The sequence below is a fragment of the Pseudomonas sp. YQ_5 genome (assembly GCF_043103305.1).
In the GTDB taxonomy this organism is placed as follows: domain Bacteria; phylum Pseudomonadota; class Gammaproteobacteria; order Pseudomonadales; family Pseudomonadaceae; genus Aquipseudomonas; species Aquipseudomonas putida_Y.
In genome coordinates, this window is sequence record NZ_JBICJS010000121.1 from 1 (window position 1) to 17,491 (window position 17,491).

16 protein-coding genes are annotated in these 17,491 nt (G+C 63.0%); 6 read left to right on the forward strand and 10 right to left on the reverse strand.

Features of this window, described 5'->3' with window-relative positions; all coding sequences use genetic code 11:
* The first annotated feature begins 310 nt into the window (after positions 1-310).
* Both ACF8EA_RS25865 and ACF8EA_RS25870 read left to right on the forward strand, forming a co-directional pair.
* Positions 311-856 (forward strand): lipocalin family protein, encoded by a 546-nt coding sequence (locus ACF8EA_RS25865; protein ID WP_392523723.1) that lies wholly within the window; start codon positions 311-313, stop codon positions 854-856.
* 87 nt (positions 857-943) lie between these two features.
* Positions 944-1,903 (forward strand): ribonuclease Z, encoded by a 960-nt coding sequence (locus ACF8EA_RS25870; protein ID WP_392523725.1) that lies wholly within the window; start codon positions 944-946, stop codon positions 1,901-1,903.
* Here the strand turns inward: ACF8EA_RS25870 and ACF8EA_RS25875 are convergent.
* Together ACF8EA_RS25875 and ACF8EA_RS25880 are read right to left on the reverse strand one after the other, a co-directional pair.
* Complete coding sequence (locus tag ACF8EA_RS25875; protein WP_021782135.1) at positions 1,900-3,183, reverse strand: Zn-dependent hydrolase; 1,284 nt, start codon at positions 3,181-3,183, stop codon at positions 1,900-1,902. The two genes, ACF8EA_RS25870 and ACF8EA_RS25875, sit on opposite strands and share 4 nt — an antisense overlap.
* An 11-nt stretch (positions 3,184-3,194) precedes the next feature.
* Entirely contained in the window at positions 3,195-4,712 is a 1,518-nt protein-coding gene (locus ACF8EA_RS25880; protein WP_028697670.1) for an NCS1 family nucleobase:cation symporter-1, read from the reverse strand.
* A gap of 343 nt (positions 4,713-5,055) precedes the next feature.
* On the opposite strand from ACF8EA_RS25880, the gene hydA reads away from it, so the two are divergent.
* The 3 genes from hydA (at position 5,056) to preA (ending at position 9,300) form a co-directional block, all read left to right on the forward strand.
* On the forward strand, positions 5,056-6,495 hold the full coding sequence (gene hydA, locus ACF8EA_RS25885) for a dihydropyrimidinase (protein ID WP_103462312.1): 1,440 nt from the start codon (positions 5,056-5,058) through the stop codon (positions 6,493-6,495).
* A 162-nt stretch (positions 6,496-6,657) separates the two neighbouring features.
* Entirely contained in the window at positions 6,658-8,025 is a 1,368-nt protein-coding gene (locus ACF8EA_RS25890) for an NAD(P)-dependent oxidoreductase (protein ID WP_392523727.1), read from the forward strand.
* Entirely contained in the window at positions 8,026-9,300 is a 1,275-nt protein-coding gene (preA, locus tag ACF8EA_RS25895; RefSeq protein WP_392523729.1) for an NAD-dependent dihydropyrimidine dehydrogenase subunit PreA, read from the forward strand. It abuts the gene before it with no gap.
* A gap of 133 nt (positions 9,301-9,433) precedes the next feature.
* On the opposite strand, the gene ACF8EA_RS25900 is transcribed toward preA, so the two are convergent.
* From ACF8EA_RS25900 to gnd, 5 genes are all read right to left on the reverse strand, one after another.
* Positions 9,434-10,054, reverse strand: a complete 621-nt coding sequence (locus ACF8EA_RS25900; protein ID WP_028697673.1) for a TetR/AcrR family transcriptional regulator — start codon at positions 10,052-10,054, stop codon at positions 9,434-9,436.
* Positions 10,054-10,410, reverse strand: coding sequence for a VOC family protein (locus tag ACF8EA_RS25905; protein ID WP_021782130.1), 357 nt, complete (start codon positions 10,408-10,410; stop codon positions 10,054-10,056). Before ACF8EA_RS25905 ends, ACF8EA_RS25900 begins: the two co-directional genes overlap by 1 nt.
* Positions 10,411-10,477: 67 nt before the next feature.
* Positions 10,478-12,274, reverse strand: a complete 1,797-nt coding sequence (locus ACF8EA_RS25910; protein ID WP_392523730.1) for a glycoside hydrolase family 15 protein — start codon at positions 12,272-12,274, stop codon at positions 10,478-10,480.
* Positions 12,275-12,339: 65 nt separating this feature from the next.
* Positions 12,340-13,845, reverse strand: a complete 1,506-nt coding sequence (zwf, locus tag ACF8EA_RS25915) for a glucose-6-phosphate dehydrogenase (protein ID WP_392523732.1) — start codon at positions 13,843-13,845, stop codon at positions 12,340-12,342.
* Positions 13,842-14,825 carry a phosphogluconate dehydrogenase (NAD(+)-dependent, decarboxylating) gene (gene gnd, locus ACF8EA_RS25920; protein ID WP_392523733.1) on the reverse strand — a complete coding sequence of 328 codons (984 nt, stop codon included), beginning with the start codon at positions 14,823-14,825 and terminating at the stop codon, positions 13,842-13,844. Before gnd ends, zwf begins: the two co-directional genes overlap by 4 nt.
* Before the next feature lie 203 nt (positions 14,826-15,028).
* Between gnd and ACF8EA_RS25925 the strand changes: the two genes are divergently transcribed.
* Positions 15,029-15,196: a DUF6026 family protein gene (locus ACF8EA_RS25925; protein WP_014860810.1), complete on the forward strand. Its 168-nt coding sequence runs from the start codon at positions 15,029-15,031 to the stop codon at positions 15,194-15,196.
* 42 nt (positions 15,197-15,238) lie between these two features.
* On the opposite strand, the gene ACF8EA_RS25930 is transcribed toward ACF8EA_RS25925, so the two are convergent.
* Genes ACF8EA_RS25930 through ACF8EA_RS25940 form a run of 3 tightly spaced genes read right to left on the reverse strand, consistent with a single transcriptional unit; the run spans position 15,239 to position 17,485 of the window.
* Positions 15,239-15,496 carry a PAAR domain-containing protein gene (locus ACF8EA_RS25930; protein ID WP_392523735.1) on the reverse strand — a complete coding sequence of 86 codons (258 nt, stop codon included), beginning with the start codon at positions 15,494-15,496 and terminating at the stop codon, positions 15,239-15,241.
* A gap of 54 nt (positions 15,497-15,550) precedes the next feature.
* Positions 15,551-16,513 (reverse strand): PoNe immunity protein domain-containing protein, encoded by a 963-nt coding sequence (locus ACF8EA_RS25935; protein ID WP_392523736.1) that lies wholly within the window; start codon positions 16,511-16,513, stop codon positions 15,551-15,553.
* A 15-nt stretch (positions 16,514-16,528) separates the two neighbouring features.
* Positions 16,529-17,485: a PoNe immunity protein domain-containing protein gene (locus ACF8EA_RS25940; RefSeq protein WP_392523738.1), complete on the reverse strand. Its 957-nt coding sequence runs from the start codon at positions 17,483-17,485 to the stop codon at positions 16,529-16,531.
* Positions 17,486-17,491: the final 6 nt, after the last annotated feature.

The window sequence follows — 17,491 nt, forward strand, 5'->3', positions numbered from 1 at the left end:
TTTGCTTCGGGCCAGTATTGCCTGCACCAGCGCGCGCGACCGCCTTGTTTGTTCCACACAATATCGAGGCGGACACCAAGGCGGGCGCGCGCCTCTGCCCCAGGAATAATTGGCCCGAAACAAACGTAGGAGCGAGCGCAGCTCGCGATGCGCCGCGCGGGCGGCGCTCGATCTCACGGTCGAAATGACTCTTGAGACATGCCCCCGCAGCCACAATGCAATTTAATGACATGCCCCACTCCCATACAACTTTTGCCCCGCGAACGCATCAAACCCCAAGTAAGCCCCATCCACTCCAAGGAGGTCACCCATGGCGCTGCGCACGACACTGCTGCTTTCCTGCATGACCCTGGCCCTGCTCGGCTGCGCCGGCAACGATCACCCGGCACCGCCGCGTACGCAGCAGGTGGACCTGCAACGCTACCAGGGTACCTGGTACGAACTGGCGCGGCTGCCGATGTTCTTCCAACGCAACTGCGTGAAGTCCGAGGCGCGCTACGGCTTGCGCGAGGACGGCCGTATCGACGTCACCAACCGCTGCCAGGAAAAGGACGGCCATTGGAATGAAGCCAAGGGTATTGCCGAACTCCAGCAGCCAGGCAGCACCGACAAGCTCTGGGTGCGCTTCGACAACTGGTTCAGCCGCCTGGCACCGGGCCTGACCAAGGGCGAGTACTGGGTGCTGTACCACGACAAGGACTACCGCGTGGCACTGGTCGGCCACCCCAACCGGGAGTACCTGTGGCTGCTTTCGCGCACGCCAGCAGTCACCGACCAGCAGCGCGAGCAACTGCTGACAATCGCCCGGGAGCAAGGTTATGACACCAGCAAGCTCATCTGGCGACAGGCCAACTAGCAGACCGTCGACGGCGGGCGGCAATCCGGCTAAGGTGTGTGCCCCGTATCACCTTGGCCGCTTCCGGCCTGAAACAGGACCCTGAGCATGGACCTGCTGTTCCTCGGCACCTCCGCCGGGGTGCCCACCAAGGCACGCAATGTCAGCGCCACAGCCGTGATCGAAGCCAGTGGCAGCCACTGGTATCTGGTCGATTGTGGCGAAGGCACCCAGCACCGGCTGCTACACACCCCACTTTCGGTCCGTGACCTGCGCGCGATCTTCATCACCCACGTGCATGGTGACCATTGCTTCGGCCTGCCCGGCCTGTTGGCCAGCGCGGGCATGAGCGGGCGCACCCAGCCGCTGGAAGTGATCCTGCCCGCCGCACTGCACGACTGGGTACGCCAGGGCCTGCTTGCCAGCGACACCTTCCTGCCGTTCGAGCTGCACCTGTTGCCCGTGGAAGCGTTGAGCGAATGGCGCAGCGAGAACCTGCAGGTGACCACCGTGCAACTGTCGCACCGGGTGCCCAGCGTGGGTTTCGTATTCATCGAAACCAACCCGGAGCCACGCCTGGACATCCAGCGCCTGGACGCCGAGGGCATACCGCGTGGTCCGCTGTGGGGTGAGCTGGCCAAGGGGTTGACCGTGACGTGCAACGGGCAGCTGCTGAACGGCAATGACTACCTGCGGCCTTCGCGCCCGCCACGGCGGGTGATCGTGTGCGGGGACAACGACAAACCAGAACTGCTGGCAGCCGTTGCCAAGGGTGCGGATGTACTGGTGCACGAAGCCACCTTCACCCAGGCGGTGGCCGAACGCACCGGGGGCACGTTCGGCCACAGCACCGCCGCTGAGGTGGCACGCCTTGCCGAGGCCGCTGGCGTGCGCAACCTGGTACTGACGCATTTCAGCGCCCGCTACCAGAACGATCCACGGCGCAGCCCGCACATCGACAACGTGCGCGACGAGGCCCTCGCCCATTACAGCGGACAGTTGACCCTGGCGCAGGACCTGCAGCGCTATCACCTTGGCCGCGACGGCTGTCTTGAGGCCAGTGGTTAGGCCGCCAGCCGCCCGCTGGCAATTGCCTCCGACGCCGCCAGCATCGCCCGTAACAGCACCGCGCAGCCTGCCGCCAGGTCATCAGGCGTGGCGTTCTCGATTTCGTTATGGCTGATGCCGTTTTCGCACGGCACGAAAATCATCCCCGCCGGCCCCAGCTCGGCCAGGAAGATGGCGTCATGCCCCGCTCCACTGACGATGTCCATGTGCGGCAGGCCCAACGCCTTGGCCGATTCGCGTACGGCGTCGACACAGCCTTTGTCGAAGTAAAGCGCCGGGAAGTCGGCCGTGGGCACCAGCTCATGGCTCAGGCCATGCTTGGTACAGGTCGCCTCGATCACCTCGCGCACATCGGCAATCATCGCATTCAACTGCTCGCCCTCAAGGTGGCGGAAGTCCAGGGTCATGCGCACTTCGCCCGGGATCACGTTACGCGAGCCCGGGTACGCCTGAAGGCAACCCACCGTGCCGCAGGCGTGGGGCTGGTGGGCAAGTGCCGTGCGGTTGACCGCCTCCACCACAGCGGCTGCGCCCACCAGGGCGTCCTTGCGCAGGTGCATGGGCGTAGGGCCGGCATGGGCTTCAACACCCCGCAGGGTCAGGTCGAACCACTTCTGGCCCAAGGCGCCGAGGACCACGCCGATGGTCTTGGCCTGGTCCTCAAGGATAGGCCCCTGCTCGATATGCGCTTCGAAATACGCCCCCACCGGGTGCCCCGACACCGCACGCGAACCGGCGTAGCCAATGGTGTTCAACGCTTCGCCAACGCTGACGCCCTGGGCATCGCGCTTGGCCAGGGTTTCTTCCAGGGTGAACTTACTGGCGAACACCCCTGAACCCATCATGCACGGCGCAAAACGCGAACCTTCTTCGTTGGTCCACACCACCACTTCGAGCGGCGCTTCGGTTTCCACGCCCAGGTCGTTGAGGGTGCGGATCACCTCCAACCCGGCCATCACCCCGAAGCAGCCATCGAACTTGCCGCCGGTGGGCTGGGTGTCGATATGGCTGCCGGTCATCACCGGCGGCAGCTTGGGGTTACGGCCCGGGCGGCGGGCGAATATGTTGCCGACGGCGTCGATGCTGACCGAGCAACCGGCCGCCTCGCACCACTGCACGAACAGATCGCGGGCCTGGCGGTCGAGGTCGGTCAAGGCCAGGCGGCAGACACCGCCCTTGGCGGTGGCGCCGAGCCGGGCCAGGTCCATCAGCGATTGCCACAGGCGGGTACTGTCGACGTGATGGGCGTTGGTCTTCAGGATCTCTTTGACGGGGGTCACGGGTTTCTCCTTCAGGCTTTTTTTGTTGTCTGTTCAGGGCGCTTGGCGGGCACGCCCGCTACCACAGGACTGCGTACCGCCATACCGCCAAGCACGTAGTACAGTGCACCGCCCAGCAACGAGCCGGTGAACCAGCCATAGTCGTAGAACCAGCTGAAACTGCTGTTGCCAATCGCCATTACCGTCAGCCCTACTGGCAAGGCGAAGGCGGCAAAACCGGCCCAGTTCCACGCGGGATACACGTCGTCGCGGTATAGCCCGGCCAGGTCCAGCTTCTGCCGGCGGATCAGGAAGTAGTCCACCGCCATGATGCCGGCAATGGGCCCCAACAAGCTGGAATAGCCCAGCAGCCAGTTGGAGTACACGCTCTCCAGGCTAAGGTCGGAGACAATCAGGCCCAGCTTCTTCAGCAGCTCATGACCCATCAGCGCCAGGCCGATAAAGCCGGTCAGCCATATCGCGCGGCTTCGCCCGATCAGGCGTGGGGCAATGTTCTGGAAGTCATTGGTCGGCGACACGATGTTTGCTGCAGTGTTGGTCGACAGCGTGGCGATCACGATCAGCGCCATGGCCAGGGCCACCCAGAACGGGCTTTGAATCTTGCCGATCAAGCTGACCGGGTCGGACACCGTCTCGCCCACCAGTGATGCCGACGCGGCGGTCAGTACCACTCCCAGCGCAGCGAACAGGAACATGGTCAGCGGCAGGCCGAAGATCTGCCCGAGAATCTGGTCCTTCTGGCTGCGGGCGTAGCGGCTGAAGTCGGGAATGTTCAGTGACAATGTGGCCCAGAAGCCGACCATGGCCGTGAGCCCTGCGCAGAAGTAACTGACCACGCTCGCCCCTTCCGGGCGCTTGGGCGGCTGGGCCAGCAGTTCGGTCATCGACATGTGTGGCAAGGCCCAGAACAGCAGACCGATGCCCACTGCCACCAGTAGCGGTGCCGACAGCGTTTCCAGCCACTTGATCGACTCGGCGCCGCGCAGTACCACCCACAGGTTCAGGCACCAGAAGATCATGAAGCCAATCACCTCGCCCGTCCCGCCCAGCGCCTTCCAGCCGTCGAACACCGAACCGAGGAACAGGTGAATGGCCAGCCCGCCAAACATGGTCTGGATACCGAACCAACCACAGGCCACCACCGCGCGGATCAGGCACGGTACGTTGGAGCCGAGAATGCCGAACGACGAACGCAGCAGCACCGGAAACGGGATGCCGTACTTGGTACCGGGAAAGGCATTGAGGGTAAGCGGTATCAGCACGATAACGTTGGCCAGCAGAATCGCCAGCAGCGCTTCGCCAACGCTGAGGCCGAAGTAGGCGGTGAGCACGCCGCCGAGAGTGTAGGTGGGTACGCAGATGGACATGCCCACCCACAGGGCGGTGATGTGCCATTTGTTCCAGGTGCGCTGGTGCACCTTGGTCGGTGCTATGTCGGGGTTGTAGCGCGGGCTGTCGAGGACATCGCTGCCCTCGGACAGCTCGAACAGGCCATCTTGCTCGACCACTTCCGATCTGCTCTGTTGCATAGGCCCTTCTCCAGTTTTTTCTTCTATTTTTCGCTCATCAGGCTGATTCGATGACCGGAGTTCGCACGCTGAATGTGCATAGAAATCTCGACCAGATTTTCATCTTGTCAAGCCAGTCAAATACCCTTAAAGCCCCTGCCTCCGCATGCACACTTAATTTATCCCTTTAATATCAATTAGTTAAAAACCACAAAATTAATGGGAAAATTTTCTTGCTGAATCCAGAATCAGCATCTAGCCTCGAATCTTGTCAGGTCTGACAGGATTGACCGCCCTGCCCGCCCTGGCATCCATGACAATGCAAAGAACCGGCCAAGACCGGTCAGCCTGCGAGGAAAACGGCATGTCCCTGTTGATCCGTGGCGCCACCGTGGTTACCCACGAAGAGAGTTACCCCGCCGATGTCCTGTGTGCCGATGGCCTGATCCGTGCCATCGGGCAAAACCTCGAACCACCCACCGACTGCGAGATCCTCGACGGCAGCGGCCAGTACCTGATGCCCGGCGGCATCGACCCGCACACCCACATGCAGTTGCCGTTCATGGGCACTGTAGCCAGCGAGGACTTCTTCAGCGGCACCGCTGCGGGCCTGGCAGGCGGCACCACTTCGATCATCGACTTCGTCATACCCAACCCGCAGCAGTCGTTGCTGGAGGCCTTCCACACCTGGCGTGGCTGGGCGCAGAAAAGCGCCAGCGACTATGGCTTCCACGTCGCCATCACCTGGTGGAGCGAGCAGGTGGCCGAAGAGATGGGCGAGCTGGTGGCCAAGCACGGGGTGAACAGCTTCAAGCATTTCATGGCCTACAAGAATGCGATCATGGCCGCCGACGATACCTTGGTGGCCAGCTTCGAGCGCTGCCTGCAACTGGGCGCGGTGCCCACCGTGCATGCCGAGAACGGCGAGCTGGTGTACCACCTGCAGAAAAAACTGCTCGCCCAGGGCATGACCGGGCCGGAAGCCCACCCGCTGTCACGCCCCTCGCAGGTTGAAGGCGAAGCAGCCAGCCGCGCCATCCGCATTGCCGAAACCCTCGGCACGCCGTTGTACCTGGTGCACATTTCCAGCCGCGAGGCACTGGATGAAATCGCCTATGCCCGAGGCAAGGGCCAGCCGGTGTATGGCGAGGTGCTGCCCGGCCACCTGCTGCTGGATGACAGCGTCTACCGTGACCCGGACTGGGCCACCGCAGCCGGTTATGTAATGAGCCCGCCGTTCCGCCCACGCGAGCACCAGGAAGCGCTGTGGCGCGGCTTGCAGTCGGGCAACCTGCACACCACCGCCACCGACCACTGCTGCTTCTGCGCCGAGCAGAAAGCCATGGGCCGCGACGACTTCAGCCGCATCCCCAACGGCACCGCCGGCATCGAAGACCGCATGGCGGTACTGTGGGATGCCGGGGTCAACAGCGGGCGCCTGTCGATGCACGAATTCGTCGCGCTGACCTCTACCAATACGGCGAAAATCTTCAACCTGTTCCCGCGCAAGGGCGCTATCCGCGTGGGTGCCGATGCCGACCTGGTGCTGTGGGACCCGCAGGGCACCCGCACCATCTCCGCCCAAACCCACCACCAGCAGGTGGACTTCAACATTTTCGAAGGCCGAACCGTGCGCGGCATCCCAAGCCACACGATCAGCCAGGGCAAGGTGCTCTGGGCCGATGGCGACCTGCGTGCCGAACCGGGCGCGGGGCGCTATGTGGAACGGCCGGCGTACCCGTCAGTGTATGAGGTGCTGGGGCGCCGGGCCGAGCATCAGCGGCCGATGCCAGTTCAGCGCTGAAGCCATTGGGGCTGCTGTGCAGTCCATCGCGACACAAGGCCGCTCCCACAAGGACCGCGATCGCCTGTGAGAGCGGCCTCGCGTCGAGATGGGCCGCGCAGCGCCCCCAGAATCCACCGCAATACCTGTCGCCTGCACCATAAAAATAGAGAGGCTACAACCGTGATCGACGCCCTGAACCATTTGCCGCGCCCCCGGGCCGGCGCCGACCAGTTGGCCGAGCGCTTCAGCGATCTGGCCCCACCCCTCACCGCGCGCCAGGCCGCCCTGGAAAGTGCACGCTGCCTGTACTGCTACGACGCCCCTTGCGTCAACGCTTGCCCTAGCGAGATTGACATTCCCTCGTTCATACACCGCATCAGTGACGAGAACCTGCAAGGTGCTGCCGAGCGCATTCTTTCGGCCAACATTCTTGGCGGTAGTTGCGCCCGCGTGTGCCCCACCGAAATCCTCTGCCAGCAAGCCTGCGTGCGCAATAACGCCCAGGAATGCGCACCGGTGCTGATCGGCCTGCTGCAGCGTTACGCCCTGGACAACGCCCAGTTCAGCGCACACCCGTTCAAGCGCTCGGCAGCCACCGGCAAGCGTATCGCCGTGGTCGGCGCCGGCCCGGCAGGGCTGTCCTGCGCCCACCGCCTGGCCATGCACGGGCATGACGTGGTGGTGTTCGAGGCCTGCGACAAAGCCGGCGGCCTCAACGAGTACGGCATCGCCCGCTACAAGCTGGTAGACGACTATGCCCAGCGTGAAGTGGATTTCTTGTTGGGCATTGGCGGTATCGAAGTCCACCATGGCCAGCGCCTGGGTGGCAACCTCAGCCTGGGCGAGCTGCGCGATCAGTACGACGCGGTGTTCCTGGGCCTCGGCCTGAACGCCGTGCGCCAGCTAGGCCTGCCCGACGAGGAAGCCCCCGGCGTGCTCGCCGCCACCGAATACATCCGTGAGCTACGCCAGGCCGATGACCTGAGCCAGCTACCGTTGGCCGACCGCTGCCTGGTGATCGGTGCTGGCAACACGGCCATCGACATGGCCGTGCAGATGAGCCGTCTGGGGGCCCGCGACGTCAACCTGGTTTATCGCCGTGGCCACGCCGACATGGGCGCGACCGGCCACGAGCAGGACATCGCCAAGGCCAACCAGGTGCGCCTGCACACCTGGGCCCGCCCTGATGCCGTGCTGCTGGATGACGCCGGTAAGGTCCGCGGCATGCGTTTTGCCCGCACCGAACTGGCGGAAGGCCGCCTGCGCGATACCGGCGAAACCTTTGAGCTGGCTGCGGACGCGATCTTCAAGGCCATTGGCCAGCGCTTCGACGACGCCAGCCTCCATGACCCGGTGGCTGCGCAACTGGCCCGCGAGGGTGAGCGCATCCGCGTTGACGAAAACCTGCAGACCAGCCTGCCGGGCGTGTACGCAGGCGGCGACTGCACCGCGCTGGGCCAGGACCTTACCGTGCAGGCCGTGCAACACGGCAAGCTGGCCGCCGAAGCCATCCATGCCCAACTCATGCTCAACGTGGAGGCAGCGTAAATGGCCGACTTGTCTATCGTATTTGCCGGCATCACGGCACCCAACCCCTTCTGGCTGGCCTCCGCACCGCCAACCGACAAGGCCTACAACGTGGTCCGCGCCTTCGAGGCCGGCTGGGGCGGCGTGGTCTGGAAGACCCTGGGCGAAGACCCTGCAGCGGTCAACGTGTCGTCGCGCTACTCGGCGCACTATGGCCCCAACCGTCAGGTACAGGGGATCAACAATATCGAGTTGATCACCGACCGCTCACTGGACATCAACCTGCGTGAAATCACCCAGGTAAAGAAGGACTGGCCCGACCGCGCATTGATCGTGTCGCTGATGGTGCCGTGCATAGAGGAATCGTGGAAGTTCATCCTGCCGCTGGTGGAAGCCACCGGGGCCGATGGCATCGAGCTGAACTTCGGTTGCCCGCACGGTATGCCGGAACGCGGCATGGGGGCGGCCGTCGGCCAGGTGCCGGAATATGTGGAAATGGTCACCCGCTGGTGCAAGACGTACTGCGCGCTGCCGGTGATCGTGAAGCTTACGCCAAACATCACCGATATCCGCCAGTCGGCCCGCGCCGCGCACCGGGGCGGGGCCGATGCCGTGTCGTTGATCAATACCATCAACTCGATCACCAGCGTCGACCTGGACCGCATGGTGGCCCACCCGATTGTCGGAGACCAGAGCACCCATGGCGGTTACTGCGGTTCGGCAGTGAAGCCGATTGCCTTGAACATGGTGGCGGAAATCGCCCGCGACCCGGAAACGCGTGGCTTGCCGATTTGTGGCATTGGCGGCATCGGCAACTGGCGTGACGCCGCCGAGTTCATGGCCCTGGGCAGTGGCGCCGTGCAGGTGTGCACGGCAGCGATGCTGCATGGCTTCCGTATCGTCGAGGACATGCAGGACGGCCTGGCACGCTGGATGGACCAGCATGGGCACCCCAACATCGAGGCGTTCCGCGGGCAGGCGGTGGGGCATACCACCGACTGGAAATACCTGGACATCAACTACAAGTCGGTGGCGCACATTGACCAGGAGGCGTGCATCGGCTGCGGGCGCTGCCACATTGCGTGTGAGGACACCTCGCACCAGGCGATTGCCAGCACGCTGAAGGCTGACGGCACGCATGCCTACAGTGTGATCGAAGAGGAATGCGTGGGCTGCAACCTGTGCCAGATCACCTGCCCGGTGGAAAACTGCATCGAAATGGAGGCACAGGATACCGGCAAGCCGTACCTGAACTGGACGCAGGATCCGCGTAACCCGTACCGCGAGGCCAGTTGAAGCAATGGGGGGCTGCCATGCAGCCCTTCGCGGGTTCACGGCTCCCACAGGACTGCGCCGTTTCTGAGGACAGCGCAGAACCTGTGGGAACGGGCAAGCCCGCGAAGGCCGTGCAGCGGCCTCCATCGCCGGTTCACGGCTCCAGCCCGATCCCCCGCAAGATCACGCTGGTCACCGTCTGCACCGCACTCTCGAACGCCATGTCCGACAGCATCTCGCCGCCGTTCAGCAACTGCACCTGGTAGCCGAAGTCGGCGTAATGCTGGGTCGAGGCCCAGATCATGTACAGCAGCGCCGACGGCTCCACCGGCAAGATGCGCCCCTCTTCCACCCAGCAGCGGATCTTGGCTTCTTTCATCTTCGCCCAGGGCACCAGGCTTTCGTCGAGGTTAACCCCCAGCACCGGCGCCCCATGCAGCATCTCTTCGGCCCAGATTTTCGAGCCCAGCGGCCGCGAGCGCGAATGGCCCATCTTCGCCCGGATGTAGCTGGTCAGCACCACACGCGGGTCGTCGAAGTTCTCGAAGCACAGGGCGTCCTGCTTCCACACATCCAGCAGGTCCTGCAGCACTGCGCGGAACAACTCATCCTTGGTGCTGAAGTAATAATGCAGGTTGGAGCGTGGCAGCTCAGCCTGCTCGGCGATATCCCCCATGGAGGTGGCGCCATAGCCCTTTTCAGCAAACACCTTCTCCGCCGCTTGCAGGATTTTTTCGATATTGCGTCGGCGGATTTCGATCTTGTGATTGGCCATCAGGCTTGGGCCGTCCACACCGCCAGCTCATAACCGTCCGGGTCAATGAAATGAAAGCGCCGCCCGCCGGGAAAGGCAAAGGTCGCCCGGCTGATTTTCGCCCCGGCGGCTTCGATCCGCTGCTGCGTGGCCGCCAGGTCGTCGGTGTACAAGATAACCAGGGGCCCACCCGGACGCACCGGCTCACCCGTGGTGAAGCCACCCGTCAACCGGCCATCACTGAACTCGGTATAGGTAGGCCCGTAGTCGGTGAACGCCCAACCAAACACGCTGCCATAGAAGGCCTTGCTCCGTGAAATGTCGCTGACATTGAACTCGATGTTGTCGATCTGCCGGTCAGTACCGCGAATGCCCATGTGTGCTCCGTGCCGAAGGGTGTTTGGCCTAGTCTACTCCGGTCAAGGCAGTCGCCCCACTCATTCGCTACCCACAACGCGCCCGGTCGCGCGCCGGGCACTGTGCGCGGTGCAGATTGAGCGCGGTGTTGATGATGCCTATGTGGCTGAAGGCCTGGGGGAAGTTGCCGAGCATGCGGCGGCCGGCCGGGTCGTACTGTTCGGCCAGCAGGCCGAGGTCGTTGCACAGGCTGGTCAGGTATTGGTACAGCGCTTCGGCTTTGGCCTGGCGCCCCAGCAATACATAAACGTCAGCCAGCCAGAACGAACACACCAGGAAAGTGCCCTCCCCCGGCGTCAAGCCGTCGCTGCAACTGTCACTGTCATAGCGCAGCAACAGGCCGTTCTTCATCAGGCGCTGTTCGATCTGCTCCAGAGTACGCATGAAGCGTGGGTCATCTGCCGGCAGGAAGCCGGTCAGAGCGATCTGCAACAGGCTGGCGTCCATTTCGGTCGAACCATAGGCCTGGACAAAGAACCGGCCGCTGGCGTCCAGGCCGTGCTCGCACACGTCGCGGTGAATCTCGTCAGCCACCTGGCGATAATGCTGCCCGCGCTCGCGGCCTTCTTCCGTGGTGTCGGCCAGCCCTGCGGCGCGGTCGAAGGCGACCCAGGCCATCACCTTGGAGTGCACGAACTGCTGCCGGCCGCCACGCACCTCCCAGATGCCTTCGTCCGGCTCGCGCCAGATACCCTCGACATAAGGCAAGATCAAGCGCGAAATGGCGGCGCTGCGCGGGTGACGGGGCAACCCGCCCTTGATCGCCTGGGTCATCGCATCGGCCAGTTCGCCATAGATGTCCAGCTGTGTCTGCGCAGAGGCCGCGTTGCCCACCCGCACCGGCTGTGAATGCTCATAACCGGCCAGCCACGGCAAGGTGAACTCCTGCAGGTCCCGCTCGCCAGCCAGGCCATACATGATCTGCATCTGCTCGGGGTTGCCGGCCACCGAGCGCAGCAGCCACTCGCGCCAGGCCTGGGCCTCGTCGAAGTAGCCAAGGTTCATGAAGGCCAGCAGGGTCATGGTCGCGTCGCGCAACCAACAGAAGCGGTAGTCCCAGTTGCGCTCGCCACCCACACGCTCGGGCAGCGAAGTGGTGACGGCAGCGACCATACCGCCGGTGGGGGCGTAGGTCATGGCCTTGAGGGTGAGAAGCGAGCGGCGCACCAGGGCGGAATATGGCCCGACCTGCGGGCAGCGGTCGGCGAAGGCCTGCCATTGCTCGCGGGTGTTGGCCAGGGCTTCGTCGATTTCACAGTCGGGCTGCATCGGCAAGTGCGAGGGCTGGTGACGCAGGCTGAAGACCTGGCGCTGGCCCGTGCTGACGCGAAAGCGGCAGCCGGTATGGTGGTCGCGGGCTTGCGGAGGCACGGTGCTGCACAGGATCAGCCGATCAGGGCCGGCGACGGCGCTGAGGGTCAGTGGGTCGAGTCGTTCCACCCAGGGCACGCTGCGGCCGTAGTCGAAGCGCATGACCAGGTCCATTTCGAAATGGGTTTCGCCAGACAAGCCTTCGACAATGCGCACCACCGAGTTGACCTCGCCCAAGGGCATGAAGTCGAGCACCCGGGCACGACCGCTTGCGGTCACCCAGGTGGTTTCCAAAACCAGGGTGTCGCCCAGGTATTGGCGGCTGCTGTGCACTACCGGGTCGCAAGGGGCCAGGCGCCAGCGGCCGTTTTCTTCGTTGCCCAGCAGGGCCGCGAACACGGAGGGGGCGTCGAAGCGTGGCAGGCACAGCCAGTCCAGCGAGCCATCGCGGCTGACCAGCGCCGCACTGCGGCAGTTGCCCAGCAGGGCGTAGTCTTCGATGTGGGCAGACATTGGGTCTCCTTTGTGTGGTTGCCTGTGCTGGCCCGCGACAGGGCCGGCACAGGCTTGCAAACCTCTCACCCCAAACGGTGCCACTCCCGCTTGTCGCGGGACAGCAATTCATTGCCGGCCTCAGGTCCGTCCTCGCCAGCCGAATACTCATGCACTTCGCCGCCCTGGGCCCAGGCATCGAGAAACGGCTGCACCGCCCGCCAGCCGTTCTCGATGTTGTCTGCCCGCTGGAACAGGGTCTGGTCACCGGTCAGGCAGTCATAGATCAGCGTCTCGTAGCCGGTGGCCGGGGTCATCTTGAAGAAGTCCTTGTAGGCAAAACCCAACTCGACATTCTCCATCACCAGCTCTGGCCCGGGCCGTTTGGCTTGCAGGTCGAACCACATGCCTTCATTGGGCTGGATCTGGATTTTCAGGTAGTTGGGCTTGGGCCGCTCCAGCTCCGACTCGCGAAACTGCGCATACGGTGCGGGCTTGAAGCAGATGGCAATCTCGGTATCACGCACACTCATGCGCTTGCCGGTGCGCAGGTAGAACGGCACGCCGGCCCAGCGCCAGTTATCAATCATCACCTTCAGCGCCACGTAAGTCTCGGTCTGGCTGTCCGGCGCGACGTTGGGCTCCTGGCGGTAGCCTGGCAACGACTTGCGCCCCTGCTTGCCGGCGCTGTACTGGCCTCGCACGGAGTTTTTCAGGGCCATTTTTGCCGACCATGGGCGGATAGCGCCGACCACCTTGGCCTTTTCACCGCGCACCGCATCGGCGCCGAACGCGGCCGGCGGCTCCATGGCCACCATCGCCAGCAACTGGAACAGGTGGTTGGGCACCATGTCGCGCAGAGCGCCGGTGCTGTCATAGAAGGCACCCCGAGTCTCGACACCGACAGTTTCTGCTGCGGTGATCTGCACGTGATCGATGTAGTGATTGTTCCAGAACGATTCGAACAGGCCGTTGGAAAAGCGGCTGACCAGAATATTCTGCACCGTCTCTTTGCCCAGGTAATGGTCGATGCGATAGATCTGCCGCTCGCCCATCACCTTCAGCAGGCAGGCGTTGAGTGCCTCGGCGCTAGCCAGGTCGGTGCCGAACGGTTTTTCAACCACCACCCGACGAAAGCCGCCGGCCGACTCGTCCAACAGGCCTGCCTGCCCCAGGCGCTGCGCCACCTCGGGGAAGAAGCGCGGCGACGTGGCCAGGTAGAAAATAGCATTGCCGTGACTGGTCTTGTCGATGCGTCTGGCCAGGGCCTGGTAGGTGGCCGGATCGAGAAAGTCGCCCGTCTGGTAATCCAGGCGCTTGGCCAGACGGGCCCAAAGCTTCTCGTCCAGACACTTGGCGCTGCCCTCGCCGCCTTTGTCACGCTCGACCATGAACGCGTGCAGGCGCGCGGCGAACGCTTCGGCGCTGGCCGGGTTATGGTCGACGCCGACGATGCGCAGGTTACGGTCCAGTAAACCGTCGCGGCTGAGGTTGTACAGCGCTGGCATCAGCAGGCGCTTGACCAGGTCGCCATTGGCGCCGAACAGGAACAGGGTACAAGGAGGGGCGGCCGCAATGGTCTGTTTAGTCATTCGCCTTTCTTCTCGACGTGGCCACCGAAGCCCAGGCGCATGGCCGAGAGGATCTTGTCACCATAGGTGCCCTGTTGCTGGCGCGAACGGAAGCGCGCGAACAGGGCGCTGGACAACACTGGCACCGGCACCGCCTGCTCGACGGCGGCGTCGATGGTCCAGCGGCCTTCGCCACTGTCGGACACCGAGCCACTGAATTGCGACAGCTGCGGGTCAGCCACCAGCGCATCGGCGGTGAGGTCGAGCAGCCACGAGGTCACCACGCTGCCGCGTCGCCACACTTCGGCAATTTCGGCCACGTTCAGGTCGAAGCGCTGGTCTTCGGGCAGCTCGTTGCCGCCTTTGCTGCGCAGCAGGTCGAAGCCTTCGGCATAGGCCTGCATCAGGCCGTACTCGATGCCGTTATGCACCATTTTCACGTAGTGCCCGGCGCCGGGTGGGCCGGCGTGGATGTAGCCGTGCTCGGCACGCTGGTGCTCGCCGTTGCGGCCATGGGTACGCGGGATGTCGCCCACGCCCGGCGCCAGCGCCTTGAACAGCGGTTCCAGGCGCTCGAAAACGTCCTTTTCGCCACCGATCATCATGCAGTAGCCGCGGTCAAGGCCCCACACGCCGCCGGAAGTCCCGACGTCCAGATAATGCAGGCCGCGCTTGGCCAGCTCTGCAGCGCGGCGCATGTCGTCCTTGTAGAAGGTGTTGCCGCCGTCGATGATCGCATCGCCCGGCTCCAGCAATTCGGCCAGCTGGGCGATGGTCTGCTCGGTGGGGTCGCCAGCCGGCAGCATCACCCATACCGCGCGCGGCGCTTTCAGCTTTTGCACCAGTGCACCGAGGTCGTGCGCGCCCTGGGCGCCTTCGCCCTCCAGGCCGGTGATGGCTTCACGGTTGCGGTCGTGCACTACGGTGCGGTGGCCGGCGCGCATCAGGCGCCTTGCGATATTGCCGCCCATACGGCCCAGCCCGATGATTCCCAGTTGCATGAGCCAATGCTCCCTTTCGAAATGGATGACGACACGGTCCAGCTTTTCAGATTAGTCCAGCATGCCGCCCGAGGGTTCAGCGACGAACGGCGAGACCACGATAAACAAAAAAGTTCCCAAGCCCGGTGAAAGAATTCAGAATGCGCCCCGCGTGAAGCGTCTACGCTTTGACTTGTCACCAGCCAAAACCGCGAGGTGTGCTCATGGGTACATTGATGCCAGCAACTCCACCCCAGACCCTCTATGTCTCCGTGCGCCGTGATGAGCTGCGTAAACTTAAAGACGAACGGGACCAGCTGCGTCAGCAGGTCGCCCAACTGAACCTGCTACTGGCGCAAGCGCGCACCGATGGCAAAGCCGTCAGCCTCTGAGCTTGCCCCTTCCGTGTGGGGGCTGAACCGCTCCCACTTCGCTTAATCGAGCAACCAACTGTTATCGCCATTTTCCAGGACGCCGCCATGACTGGTAGCATCGCCAACCCTGGCAAGCGGCTTTCCTTCATCCATCATCAGTGCCGAGCCGCTGGTAATCGCCGCCCCACATCCGAGCCTGTCGCCAACCCTGGCGGCCTCCCTGCCGTTGACGAAGAACAGGCTGGAGCCGCTGCTGACGCTGGTGGGGCCGCACAATGGGCAATGGTGAGGGTGACCAAGCAGAACGATGGCAGGCATTGTCGCCACTCCTGAATCATGTAAAGCGCCAGGCGCTCATGCCGGCAGCGCCAATCAGAATGTCCTCGACAGCCGCCAGTGCACCACCTGGCCATCGATCTTGGGGAAGGGTGTCTGGTGCATGAACACCTGTTCACCCACACTGCGCTCGACGCAGGTGTAATGACCGGGCCATGGGCAAGGGGTGCCAGAGGGCCAGCCAGGGGTGTCCTCGCGCCTGGCGGTTTCCGGGTCGCGGAACTGCTTGCCCAGTCGTCGGTAATGCGCCCTTGCGATGAGCGCCTTTGGAAAAAAATGTGGGGCACTCTCCAGAGCATCCCCTGGCACAGACCATAAAAACGCTACCAGCGCCGCTTCGAATGCCCAGTAGCCCAGGTGGTCACCCCGTGCCCGGGCATGGCGCTCGTGCCAATAGCAGCCGTGCGCCTTGGCATACCACCGTTCGAGATAGCGCAAGAGCGCATCATGCTGCGCGGGGCCACGCAGGTCGAGGCTCTCCAGCAAGGCGGCGTAGGTCTCGGGGTGAAGCAGCGAGGTACCCGGGTATGCCTTGCCCAGCCGCAGGAACAGGCGATGCAGCAGCAGGTCGGGGCTGCGCTCGTCGTCCTGGTTCAGCCAGCCCAGCACCTGGCCGACCCGTTCGGGATAACCGCACAGCACGGCCAACGACAGCAGCCACAAGGCAACCCGGTATTCGTCCGCCACCCAGGGGCGCAGTTGCTCGCAGGTTGTCGGGTACGCTGAAAAATGCCGGGTGAACTGGGCGAACGCGTAATCAACATAGGCCTCCACCAGTTCCATCGGCTCGCCACCCGAGTAGCGCTGGATGGCCAGCTCCAGTGCCATGTGCGCCCAGTCGCGACTAAGGCCACGGTAATGATGCTTGCGCTCGGCGGGCCCGGCCAGCAATGCCTGGTTATCAAGGTCGGCGAACGCCTGCTCTTTTTCACAGGTCGAGGCGTGGTAATGCTGCTCGACCATCCACGGGTCGCGCTTGATGCTGTCGAACGGGTCCATTGGCCCTCCCGCACGCTATAAGCCTTTCACCAGGCGCCAAACCACGGAGCGCCCATTTTCGCTCGGCATCTCTACGCCTTGCATGAATGTCTGAGGCCCTACAGCCCATTCATCACATACCCACACACCCGTGCGCGGGCAAATTTCACCCGACTTGGCAAGTGCATCCGAATATGGCGCGCTTTGCAGGCCTTCAGGGAAGCTTTTGATCACTTGACGCTTGCGAGCATCGTCTACCAAATCCTTTGGGTAAAAAGGAAGGTCTCTGTAGGGTGCATCGTCGATGCCCCACAGCACAGTGACCAATCCTGCCTCAAATGCCCAGTAGCCAAAGAAACCCGCATCGCTTCGTGCTTTGTGCCGATCATGCCAATAACAGTTGCGCATGCCCCGATACCACTGTTTCAGGTAACTACGCACTGCCTGTTGCTGCTCATCCTTCTCAGTATTTAAAGCATTGAGCAGTTCATGATAAGGGCGCTCATGAATCAACGTACTACCGGGGATAGTCACCCCAACACGAGAAAACAGTTGCCGCAACAGGATATCTTCTCCGTCATCAGGGACTTCACTCAGATAATCTGCGATTTGCTTGATGCGCCCGGGCTTGTTGAACAGCACTGCAAACGATAGAAGCCAGAGTGTGAATTGATACGCATCAGGCTCCCACAGCTTAAAGCTAAAATTCGGATAAGCTTGCTTGTGACGTTGAAATTGGGAGAACATGTGATCCACATAAAAATCAAGTGACTCAACGGACTTGCCTCCCGAATAGAGAGCAATGAGTAACTCCATAGACTGAAAGCACCACCTCCAGCTCAACATCTCGACATTTACATATTCAGGACGCTCAATTTCAAGAAAAGACTCAGCTTGGCGCTCAACATAGTTCTCCTTCCAAAAAGAAACATTATCGAGATAGGCTGCCTCCTCCAAAAAAGGCTCACGCTTGATACGATCAAAGTCAGTCATTACACA

Excerpts from the sequence above, each read along its gene's own strand:
- ACF8EA_RS25900 (WP_028697673.1), bottom strand. The coding sequence starts at position 10,054 with ATGGCCAATCACAAGATCGAAATCCGCCGACGCAATATCGAAAAAATC.
- ACF8EA_RS25940 (WP_392523738.1), bottom strand. The coding sequence starts at position 17,485 with ATGACTGACTTTGATCGTATCAAGCGTGAGCCTTTTTTGGAGGAGGCA.
- ACF8EA_RS25880 (WP_028697670.1), bottom strand. The coding sequence starts at position 4,712 with ATGCAACAGAGCAGATCGGAAGTGGTCGAGCAAGATGGCCTGTTCGAG.
- preA (WP_392523729.1), top strand. The coding sequence starts at position 8,026 with ATGGCCGACTTGTCTATCGTATTTGCCGGCATCACGGCACCCAACCCC.
- ACF8EA_RS25905 (WP_021782130.1), bottom strand. The coding sequence starts at position 10,410 with ATGGGCATTCGCGGTACTGACCGGCAGATCGACAACATCGAGTTCAAT.
- ACF8EA_RS25930 (WP_392523735.1), bottom strand. The coding sequence starts at position 15,496 with ATGCCTGCCATCGTTCTGCTTGGTCACCCTCACCATTGCCCATTGTGC.
- gnd (WP_392523733.1), bottom strand. The coding sequence starts at position 14,825 with ATGCAACTGGGAATCATCGGGCTGGGCCGTATGGGCGGCAATATCGCA.
- ACF8EA_RS25925 (WP_014860810.1), top strand. The coding sequence starts at position 15,029 with ATGGGTACATTGATGCCAGCAACTCCACCCCAGACCCTCTATGTCTCC.
- ACF8EA_RS25865 (WP_392523723.1), top strand. The coding sequence starts at position 311 with ATGGCGCTGCGCACGACACTGCTGCTTTCCTGCATGACCCTGGCCCTG.
- hydA (WP_103462312.1), top strand. The coding sequence starts at position 5,056 with ATGTCCCTGTTGATCCGTGGCGCCACCGTGGTTACCCACGAAGAGAGT.
- ACF8EA_RS25935 (WP_392523736.1), bottom strand. The coding sequence starts at position 16,513 with ATGGACCCGTTCGACAGCATCAAGCGCGACCCGTGGATGGTCGAGCAG.
- zwf (WP_392523732.1), bottom strand. The coding sequence starts at position 13,845 with ATGACTAAACAGACCATTGCGGCCGCCCCTCCTTGTACCCTGTTCCTG.
- ACF8EA_RS25910 (WP_392523730.1), bottom strand. The coding sequence starts at position 12,274 with ATGTCTGCCCACATCGAAGACTACGCCCTGCTGGGCAACTGCCGCAGT.
- ACF8EA_RS25870 (WP_392523725.1), top strand. The coding sequence starts at position 944 with ATGGACCTGCTGTTCCTCGGCACCTCCGCCGGGGTGCCCACCAAGGCA.